General features: G+C 52.4%; 7 protein-coding genes. 4 read left to right on the top strand and 3 right to left on the bottom strand.

The window, feature by feature from the left end; genetic code table 11:
• Nucleotides 1–286: 286 nt before the first annotated feature.
• Together B4C79_RS04465 and B4C79_RS04460 are read right to left on the bottom strand one after the other, a co-directional pair.
• The gene (locus tag B4C79_RS04465) at nucleotides 287–916 is read right to left on the bottom strand and encodes a response regulator (RefSeq protein WP_291752191.1); all 630 of its coding nucleotides are present in this window, start codon (nucleotides 914–916) and stop codon (nucleotides 287–289) included.
• On the bottom strand, nucleotides 909–2,447 hold the full coding sequence (locus B4C79_RS04460) for a hybrid sensor histidine kinase/response regulator (RefSeq protein WP_275271808.1): 1,539 nt from the start codon (nucleotides 2,445–2,447) through the stop codon (nucleotides 909–911). The genes B4C79_RS04465 and B4C79_RS04460 overlap by 8 nt, the downstream gene beginning before the upstream one ends.
• Nucleotides 2,448–2,627: 180 nt before the next feature.
• Here B4C79_RS04460 and B4C79_RS04455 point away from each other — a divergent pair, with 180 nt between their 5' ends.
• From B4C79_RS04455 to B4C79_RS04445, 3 genes are read left to right on the top strand one after another with little or no spacing between them, the layout of a single operon-like run.
• Nucleotides 2,628–3,620 (top strand): CheR family methyltransferase, encoded by a 993-nt coding sequence (locus B4C79_RS04455; RefSeq protein WP_291740959.1) that lies wholly within the window; start codon nucleotides 2,628–2,630, stop codon nucleotides 3,618–3,620.
• Nucleotides 3,617–4,219: a chemoreceptor glutamine deamidase CheD gene (locus B4C79_RS04450; RefSeq protein WP_291740958.1), complete on the top strand. Its 603-nt coding sequence runs from the start codon at nucleotides 3,617–3,619 to the stop codon at nucleotides 4,217–4,219. The genes B4C79_RS04455 and B4C79_RS04450 overlap by 4 nt, the downstream gene beginning before the upstream one ends.
• Before the next feature lie 11 nt (nucleotides 4,220–4,230).
• Nucleotides 4,231–5,370, top strand: coding sequence for a protein-glutamate methylesterase/protein-glutamine glutaminase (locus tag B4C79_RS04445; protein WP_171098296.1), 1,140 nt, complete (start codon nucleotides 4,231–4,233; stop codon nucleotides 5,368–5,370).
• A 1-nt stretch (nucleotide 5,371) separates the two neighbouring features.
• Here B4C79_RS04445 and B4C79_RS04440 read toward each other — a convergent pair whose 3' ends face one another.
• Nucleotides 5,372–7,090, bottom strand: coding sequence for a putative bifunctional diguanylate cyclase/phosphodiesterase (locus tag B4C79_RS04440; RefSeq protein ID WP_291752194.1), 1,719 nt, complete (start codon nucleotides 7,088–7,090; stop codon nucleotides 5,372–5,374).
• A 102-nt stretch (nucleotides 7,091–7,192) separates the two neighbouring features.
• Between B4C79_RS04440 and greB the strand changes: the two genes are divergently transcribed.
• The gene (gene greB / locus B4C79_RS04435; protein WP_291740953.1) at nucleotides 7,193–7,750 is read left to right on the top strand and encodes a transcription elongation factor GreB; all 558 of its coding nucleotides are present in this window, start codon (nucleotides 7,193–7,195) and stop codon (nucleotides 7,748–7,750) included.
• Nucleotides 7,751–7,826: the final 76 nt, after the last annotated feature.

Below are 7,826 nucleotides of genomic sequence, written 5' to 3'. Positions count from 1 at the left end.
CCTCGCCTTCAAGAAAACCTGCCCTTGTGTGCCGAGCAGGGCCGGTGTCGCCCAGAATGGGCGACAGTGAACGAACCCGACCCGCAGTTTAGGAGGGTCGTTCTCAGGCATCGCGAGGCTCAGCAAGGGAGAAACAGGTTTTCTGGCGAGAGATCGGAACCCAAGCCGAGTGGGCGACTAATGAGCTCCGAGAGATCGGAACCCAAGCCAATTGGGCGATTAAGAAAGCTGCGAGAGAGTTGAACCCAAGCCGATGATCGGGCAGTTAACGAACAGCCGAGCAAGCTTAGATCAGCCCGTTCTCCAGAGCATAGCGCGTCAGTTCACCATTGGTTTTCATGCGCATTTTTTCAAGAATCCGTGCCCGGTAAACGCTCACAGTCTTCGGGCTCAGCGACAACTCATCCGCTATTTCGCTCAGTTTCTTGCCCGCAGCAATCATGCGAATGGTTTGAAATTCACGGTCACTGAGCGTGGCGTGCAGCGGTTTCTCCGAGTCTTCAGTCAGGTGGCTGGCCAGCGATTCCGCCAACTCAGGTGTAATGTATTTGCTGCCTGCCGCAATGACCTGGATTGCATCCACCAGTTTTTCAGGGGCGGTGTTTTTGGTCAGATAACCCGATGCACCAGCCTTCAAACAACGCACCGCGTACTGGTCTTCCGGGTGCATCGACAACATCAGGATTTTCAGGGCAGGGTATTTGTCTTTCAGAATTTTAACAATGTCCACACCATTTTTACCTGGCATGGAAATATCGAGAATCGCCAGGTCAATCGTGTGGCATGTCATTGCTTTCATGATTTCCGAATATTCGCCCGCCTGGGCCACCACCTGCACAAATCCCGTGTCATCCAGCAACTGCTTCAGGCTTCCCCGAAGCAATGCATGGTCATCTGCCAGCAGCACCTTAATCATTTCCCGCCTCACCTGTCTGAATGCTTCTTGGTATGGACACCATGACCGTTGTCCCGGATCCCAAGGATCCGCTGACATCGACCCAACCCTCGAAGGCTGCAACCCGTTCTTGCATGCCACGAAGGCCGAACGATGTTTCTTTTAATTTATCAGTATTCTCGATTCCGCGACCATTGTCACGAATCTCCAGTGTTAATTCACTTTCTGTTACAAACAGTTCCACGTCTACCCGTGTGGCTTGCGCGTGTTTCACGATGTTTGTCAGTGCTTCCTGCAAAATCCTGAATAAGGCCGTGCTTTGTTCGCCATCGAGATCCAGTTCATCGACATTGCACTGGAAAACGCCCTCAATCTGGGTGCGTTTCTGAAAGTCATTCATCTGCCACTCCAGGGCAGGAATCAAGCCATAGTCCAGAATGCCGGGGCGCAAATCCTTGGCAATCCGCTGGCTGCTGGCCAGCAAATGTTCAATCAGTTCCAGCATGTCATCGAGTTTTTCTTGCGCTGCAGCATCCAGAGTCATGTTCTTGTTCAGCCAGGCCACATCAGCTTTCAGCTTGGTAAGTGATCCACCCATGTCATCGTGAATTTCACGGGCTATTGCCCCGCGTTCCTGTTCACGTCTTTTCTCAAACTCGGTCGTCACCAGGCGCAACTCGGTCTGTGCATTCAGCAAACGTTCTTCGGCCTGTTTTCGATCAGAAATATCGAGTAACACGCCATCCCAAACAAACATGTTTCCACGTGGTTTGGCTACTGCATTCATGTAAACCCAACGCGATTCGCGTTTGCCGTAATTTTTGATTCGACCCTCCCAGCTCACAGGCACACCTGGTTTGGGTGGATCCATCAAAAGCTCAAAAAGGGTTGCGGCATCGTCGGGTTCAAACTGCTCAAAGAAATAATGCGGATTCTCAAGAAACAGCCTGGGTGGCACGCCAAACAGACGCACCACGCCCTCGCTCACGAACGGCACAGTAGGCCGCTGCATCGAGGGGCCTGATTGCATCTGAAAAATAATGCCAGGAATATTTTCGGCGATGGCGGCAAATCGCCGCTCGGACTCCCGCTGCGCAAGCTCGGCAGCAGCCAGGCTGCGCCGTTCATTTGCGGCGCGCAGTGAGCGCTCAATCGCAGGCACCAAACGTGCCATTTTGTCTTTCATCAAATAATCGTCGGCACCGGCACGCATGGCCTCTACAGCCACATGTTCGCCAATGCTGCCCGACACAATAATGAAAGGGATATCCAGCCCTGAGTCGCGCACCACGCGCAGGGCTTCCTCTGAACCAAAACCAGGCAAATTGTGGTCAGAAATCACCACTTGCCACTCTTCGTGTTCCAGACGTTTTCGAAGGTCTTCGATGCGGTCTACCCGCGTTGCCGTGTACTTCAAACCGCCTTGTTTCAAGCGGTAACACATTAGCTCGAAGTCCGAATCATTGTCTTCCACCACCAGAACTTTCAATCCACCATCTGAAAAGTTACTGATGTCCAGCAATGATGGGGGGAGTCCTTTGGATTCACTCATTGTCTATTCGCTTGTTGTTGGTTTTTATTGTTGTGTGCAGGATCAAAGCGAGAGATAACGCCCTTTCAAGGTTTTAATCCTTGCATTATTTTATTCATAGTATCGGAACATGTCAGGGTATAGAACTCATTCGCGTCGGGGCACCTCCCAAATTGTGTTAACCCCGCGACAAAGGCCTTGATGAACCGACCCCCCGTGAAATTTGAATTCTCCAAAGCACAGTATGCCAATGATGCTGTAGCCGGTGCCAAACAGGCTGCCGCAGCGGTCAATCGCAGTTTGTTAAGCGATGACAATGCAGACCGGGAGTTTGAATTCAATGACAAGGACTTTGCCCGTGTACGCGCGCTCATCCTGAAAATAGCAGGTATTTCACTGGCACCCAGCAAGCAAAGCATGGTGTACAGCCGATTGGCACGCCGCTTGCGCGCATGCAACCACAGCCGCTTTTCTGCCTATCTGGATGCGCTGGAGTCCAACTCAAGCAACCCGGAATGGGAGCACTTCACCAATTCGCTGACCACGAACCTCACTTCTTTTTACCGTGAGGCGCACCATTTCGATATTCTGAAAAAGCAGTTGCAATCGCTTTCGCGCAACGCACGAATCGAGATGTGGTGCAGTGCAGCTTCCACCGGCGAAGAACCCTACACCATGGCCATTACCGCGATGGAGGCCTTCAACAGCATGAATCCGCCTGTGCGCATTCTGGCCACCGACATTGACACCAAGGTGTTGGACCATGCAAAAAAGGGGGTGTACCGCATGGACCAGGTCGACAAAATTCCCGATGAAATACTGCGCAAGTATTTTTTGAAGGGAAAAGGCGAAAGCGAAGGCTTGATCCGTGTACGCCCCGAGGTGCAAGCATTGTTGACATTCCGAAAGCTGAACCTGATGGAGAATGTGTGGTCCCTGCGCCCAGGCTTTGATGCCATTTTCTGTCGGAATGTGATGATCTATTTCGAGAAAGATGTGCAGCTGCAAATTCTCAAGCGGTTTGCCCCCTTGATGAATCCAAATGGTTTGTTGTACGCAGGCCATTCCGAGAATTTCGCCATGGCGCGAGACTATTTCACCTTACGTGGTAAAACCGTGTATACCGTCAACACCGACAAGGCCGCGAAAACCGGCACTGGTGGTGAAGGTCAGGCGCGTCAGGTTACTGCATGAGCACAGGATTTCTCACCTCGCCTGCTGCTGCGCACTGCGCAACGTTGCCAGTGAAGAAAATCATCATGCCCGGCGATTATTTTGTATCGTGGGCACCTGCTGAAATTTCCACCCTGCTTGGCTCGTGTGTGTCCGCATGTGTGTGGGACAGCCATCGAAAAATCGGGGGGCTGAATCACTTCATGTTGCCCGATTCGCCCTCTGAGGCCCGCAGCCTTGGCGACAAAACCAAGTCTTTGCGCTACGGCTTGTACGCCATGGAATGCTTGGTCAACGACTTGTTGACCATGGGCGCGAAGCGAGAACACCTCAGCGCCAAAGTATTTGGCGGTGCCAATATTACTGGTGCCTTGAATACCCAGCACGTGGGTCGCAGAAATGCTGAATTCGTGATCGATTTTTTACAGAAAGACAAAATCAAAGTGGTGGCATCCGATTTGGGTGGGCCACACAGCCGCCGCATTCGTTTCAATACCCAAACCAGTGCCGTTCGTGTTGAGCGAGTGGCCAGTGCCAATTCAGCCGCCTTGCAGCAGGAAAAGCGCTACAGCGAAAAGATCAACAAAGACCCCGTCAATGGCGACATTGTGTTTTTCTAAGGGCCCATGAGATGAACAAAATCAAAGTGTTGGTGGTGGATGATTCGGCCTTGATTCGAAACCTGATGAGCAAGATCATCAATTCGCAGCGCGACATGGAAACCGTGGCCACGGCACCCGATCCATTCATTGCCAGAGATCAAATCAAGAAATTCAATCCCGATGTGATTACACTGGACATAGAAATGCCAAAAATGGATGGTATTGAGTTTCTGGAAAAAATCATGCGTTTGCGGCCCACGCCGGTGTTGATGGTGTCTACATTGACTGAACGTGGAACCGACGTAACCTTTCGCGCCCTTGAACTTGGAGCAGTTGATTTCGTGACCAAACCGAAACTGGACATCAGCCAAGGCATGATCGACTATGCCAACGAAATTACCGACAAAATTCGTGCTGCGTATGCCGCCCGTTTTCGTTTAAACCGTCTGCCACCGAAACCTGCTGCGCAAGCGCCCGCAGCGCAAACTGACCCGGTCACTGGCATGGTGGTACCGGCAGAAGTGGCCAAGCCCGCGCCCACCAACAATGCATTGGGCAATCGATTTGCAGCCACCGAGAAGCTTGTGTTGATTGGCTCATCTACAGGTGGCACCGAAGCGATTCGAGTCATTCTGGAGCAGCTGCCCAAAGACAGCCCTGCAATTCTGATTACCCAACACATGCCTGCCGGTTTTACCAAAAGTTTTGCAGACCGCTTAAACCAGGTGTGCAATATCACCGTGAAAGAAGCTGTGCACGGTGAGCGCGTATTGCCAGGCCATGCCTACATTGCGCCCGGTGACAAACACCTGTTGTTGGGGCGTAGTGGTGCCAACTACATTTGCCAGCTCTCTGATTCTGAGCCAGTCAACCGTCACCGCCCGTCGGTGGAAGTGTTGTTCAAATCAGGTCAGGAAGTGTCGCCGCGCAACATCGTGGGCATCATGCTCACTGGCATGGGCAAAGACGGTGCACAAGCCATGGCTGACATGAAAAAAGCAGGTTCTTACAATATTTGCCAGGACGAGGCCAGCTCGGTGGTGTTCGGCATGCCGCGGGAGGCAATCGCCCTCGGCGCTGCCGATGAAGTGGTGCCGCTGAACCTGATTGCCAAGCGTTTGCTCGATTACCTCTCGAAAATTGGCGGGCGCTCAGCCGTTCGAATTTAACTTAGTCAAGCGTGGCTTTATTCAGCCAGTTTTTCAAGCTGTCCATATCCATAGGGCGGGAAAACCAATAGCCTTGCAGCCTGTCGCATCCCATCTGAATCAGGCTCTCCCGTTGCTCCGCAGTCTCAATGCCCTCGGCATGCACAATCAGGCCCAATGCATGTGCAAGGTCGATCACAGCTTTCACAATCATGTGGCTGTTTTTGTCCTCCAGCAAATCCATCACAAAGCTTTTGTCGATTTTCAGTACATCCACGGGTAGTTGGCGCAGGTAGTTCAGCGAGGCATAGCCAGTACCAAAATCATCCATCGCAATTTGCGAGCCTTGTGCTTTCAGTTTGTTCAGTGCGTCCACCGTGCGGGCCATGTCATCAATCGCTGCAGATTCAGTGACTTCAAACTCAATCCATTTCGGGTCAAGCCCCGCATTTCGAATGGTTTGCTGGGCCTTGGCCGGAAACTCCGGATTCAACAACTGACCAGCCGAGCAATTGACCGCGCACCACAGCTTGTGCCCTTGCTGGTGCAGCTCCAGCACTTTTTTGCTGCTCGATTCAATCACCCAGTCACCCAGTGCATCAATCAAGCCCGAATCTTCGGCAACGCCAATAAACTCGCTGGGCATGATCCGGCCCAATTCGGGGTGGGTCCACCTTACCAAGGCCTCTAGACCACAAATGCGGCCTGTTCTCAGGTCTTCAATGGGCTGAAAGTCAAGCACCAGCTCGTTGCTTTCAATCCCTTTGGCCAAACCCAGTTCAATCGTTTTTCGGCGCTTGGCGAGATCATGAATTTCCGCATCCAGAACATTCAACAGCTCCAGCCCGCGCGACTCGATCACATGTGCCACTGACTGTGCATGCGTGACCAACTCGGCTGCGTGTTGGCCATGCACACCTGGGCGCGCCAACCCCAGGCGCATATTGGGGCGTACCGCAATGTTGTCCACTGTGAATACACGATTCAGGTTGGCTTCAAACTCGCACAGAGTGTCAGCAATCAAGGTTTGGTCTGCACTCCAGTCCAGCTTGTTGGTTAGCACCACCAGCACATTGTCAGACCAGCGACAAATAATGTCCTGTTTGAATGTGTCCCGAATTCTCTCTACAATTTTTTCCAGCATGTTGCGCCGAATGCGCGGGTCCACTTCCGGGCGGCGTGCCTGGTTCCTCGACACGTTCACGCTGAGCAGGCACAGGTCGTTGTCCTCGCCAGAATTTGTGCTTAGGCCCGACAAGGTTTTCACCAAACCCTGGCGGTTTAAAAAACCGGTGGCTGAATCAAAATACACCGCCCGCCTGTGGGCTTGCTCAAGCAGCAGTTTTTCACGGCGAAGCCGGTGTGTGTGTATTTCCCGGCGTACCGCAGGAATCAGGCGCTCGGGTTTGGACTTCTCCACATAATCGCGCACACCTTCGTGCATGGCCTGCACGCCCAAAGCGTCGTTGGCCAGTCCTGAGAGCAGAATCATGGGTGTTTCGGGTCGCAGGGTCTGAACCATTTCAATGGCCCTCTCGTGCGTCAGTTGCGGCATGGAATAGTCGCAAATCACCAAATCAGGTTCGATGTCGTCCAGCGTTGTTCGGAGCGTTTCCTCGCTGTGGGCGTGCCGGACAATTGCTGTGTGCCAGGTTTTGGTCAGCTGCCGCTTGATCAATAGAAAATCGTCGTCGCTGTCGTCGACAACAATGATTCTGGGCGCTTCCTGTTCTATCGTCATTGAAGGTTTTATGATGGTGTTATTGGCAAAGAAACGACCGCTTTCCTGTATCCTGCACACTTCTGCAGAGGCTGTCTAGTCGGGCAATTCACGAGAAAAGACATGAGCAAGGCTTTCACGAAAGAAAACGATTCAGAATTCGAGGACGATGGCTCCGACGCGGCCCCAGCCTTACCTCAAGGCTTGAAAAATTACATCACACCCAAAGGCTACCGCCGCTTGCGCGACGAACTCACCCACCTTGTGAAAACCGAGAGGCCCGAGGTGGTGTCTGTGGTGTCTTGGGCAGCGTCCAATGGGGATCGCTCTGAAAATGGAGATTACCTGTACGGCAAAAAACGCCTGCGTGAAATTGATCGGCGCATTCGTTTTCTCACCAAGCGCACTGAAATTGCCGAGGTGGTAGATCCCGCCACGCAGCAAGAGCTTGAAAGCATTTTCTTCGGCGCTACAGTCACCTATATCAATTCAAAAGGTGAGGAACTGACCGTGAAAATAGTGGGGGTTGACGAAGTGGATACCGCCAAAGGGCACATCAGCTGGATTTCTCCGGTGGCCCGTGCTTTGTTGAAAGCAAAAGAGGGCGATGTTGTGCAATTGATGACACCGGCAGGGCGCGATGAGCTAGAGATTGTCGAAGTGCGGTATGTGATTGATTGACCCAGTACGGGTGCATTTTGATCTGAACTTGAAGAGTCACCGCTGCTTTTAAAGCCCAATCGGCGGCGGTGTTTCG

This window comes from Limnobacter sp. UBA7229, assembly GCF_002473065.1.
Lineage (GTDB): Bacteria > Pseudomonadota > Gammaproteobacteria > Burkholderiales > Burkholderiaceae_B > Limnobacter > Limnobacter profundi.
The sequence above is the reverse complement of the archived record's forward strand: the minus strand, read 5'-3'. Positions and strand labels throughout refer to the sequence as shown.